The organism is bacterium endosymbiont of Bathymodiolus sp. 5 South (assembly GCF_900128535.1).
Lineage (GTDB): Bacteria > Pseudomonadota > Gammaproteobacteria > PS1 > Pseudothioglobaceae > Thiodubiliella.
In genome coordinates, this window is sequence record NZ_FQTR01000228.1 from 1 (window position 1) to 2146 (window position 2146).

The 2146-nt window shown below is 41.3% G+C and carries 1 protein-coding gene; it reads right to left on the reverse strand.

Annotated elements, in window-relative coordinates; all coding sequences use genetic code 11:
• Positions 1-316: 316 nt before the first annotated feature.
• Positions 317-2146, reverse strand: a 1830-nt coding sequence (locus BBROOKSOX_RS10300; RefSeq protein ID WP_180323996.1) for a galactose-binding domain-containing protein, incomplete at its 5' end; no start/stop codon positions are given.

Consider the following 2146-nt stretch of genomic DNA (forward strand, 5'->3'; position numbering starts at 1 on the left):
TTTTAAGCAAAACGACCAAGAAATAAGAGGTATTTTAGCAAAAGTTGGTTGATTTGTCTATGGTTATTGTTGGTTTTATTGTTATAAATCAATTTGTTGTGTGGTTTTTAAGGGTTGACTATTTATTCAAAGGTCTCATAGTCTTACCTAGACTATATATTGACAATATCCAAATTAGAACGACATAACTTATTGTTAAAGGTAAATACCGTTAGTGTACGCTACACCATTTACAGATTCACCCGTTGAATAATTAAACACCAGCGCATCACAACCTAAGCAAGTAGCAACTGAAACACTTTTACTGCGTTTTCTTTTATTTATAAGAATCATGACCTATAACTTGGACTTCTGCTAAAGACAAATAGTTCTTATCAAGTAATTGGATTCTAACATAGCGACCTCGTTTGCCTGATCCATTTATTTGAATGATTTTTTTGGGATTAGGTGCGACATGAAAATCTTGTTGATAGGTGTGGGTACTGAAGTTTGCTTTATTAGAAATAGTAACTTGGTAATTGCTTAGTCTGTCTACACAACAATCAGTGCGGTTGTAGATAATGATTTTACTGATCTTTTTTCGACTACCTAGATCAACCTGCCACCAAGCGCCTTGTTCATCGTTGGTATGGGTTGTGCTACTATTTAAGAATTCGCCATCAGTGTTGCCATCCACTGCATAGCCAGCAACAGCGATGATGTGGTGTGGATATATACTGGATTGTGTGGCAGGTTTTCCAAGCGCTAGATTATGATCAGAGGCATATGCGCCTCCAAAATCTGGGTTACCCCATGTCCTGATTGAGCCATCGGGCTTAACAGCACTAAAGACAGATGCATTTGAATAAATCTTGGTATAACCTTTGTCAGTGGGTACATTTTTGTGTTTATGATTTAAGTCGTCTAAGTCGTCTAAGTTACCCCACGATGTAATCGAGCCATCGTCTTTAAGGGCGGCAAAGGCTTTATCGGTTGAATAAATTTTGATATAGCCTTTGTCAGTGGGTGCTTTTCTGCCTCCAAATTTTGGGTTTCCCCACGCCTTAATTGAGCCATCAGCTTTAAGAGCAGCAAAGGCATATGGATTTGAATAAATCCCGGTATAGTCTTTGCCAGCGGGTGCTCTTTTGCGTCCAGAACCTGAGTCAGTCCACGCCTTGATTGAGCCATCGGCTTTAAGGGCGGCAAAGCCAAAGTCATTTGAATAAATCTTGATATAACCTTTGTCAGCAGGTGCGCCCTTGCCTCCAGTATATTTGTTACCCCACGCCTTGATTGAGCCATCGGACTTAAGGGCGGCAAAGGCACTAGAAGTTGAATAGATCTTGGTATAGCCCTTACCATCAGGTGCATTTACACCTCCAGAATTTGGATTACCCCACACCTTGATTGAGCCATTAGCTTTAAGGGCGGCAAAGGCGCTATCCGTTGAATAAATCTTGGTATAACCCCTACCAGCGGGGGATTTTTTGCCTCCAAAATGTGGATTACCCCACACCTTGATTGAGCCATTGCGTGTAAGGGCGGCAAAAGCTCTTCTATTAGAATAAATCTTGGTATAACGCCTACCATCAGGTGCATTTACACCTCCAGAATTTGGATTACCCCACACCTTGATTGAGCCATTAGCTTTAAGGGCGGCAAAGGCTCTATCCGTTGAATAAATCTTGGTATAACCCCTACCAGCAGGTGCGTCTTTGCCTCCAAAATATGAGTGACCCCACGTCTCAATTGAGCCGTTGGCTTTAAGGATGGCAAAGGCAGCTTTATTTGAATAAAGCTTGGTATAGCCAAGATCAATGCTAGTGGGTGCTTTTTTGCCTCCAGAAGTTATGCTACCCCATGTCATGATTGGGATTGAGCGATCGTCTTTAAAGGCGGCAAAAGCCGTCATATTAGCATAATTTGGCGCATTATTAACTCCACCAAAATCATTCTGAGCACTAGAATAATCCACCTCAGGAAAACGCAAAGGATCAACACCCATAACCTGAACTTCTGCTAAAGACAAATAGTCACTGTCAAGCAACTGGATTCTAACATAGCGACCTTGTTTGCCTGATGCGTCTAATTGAATGATTTTTCTAGGATTGGGTGCAACATGAAAGTCTTGTTGATAAGTGTGGGTGCTGAAGTCTGCTTTATT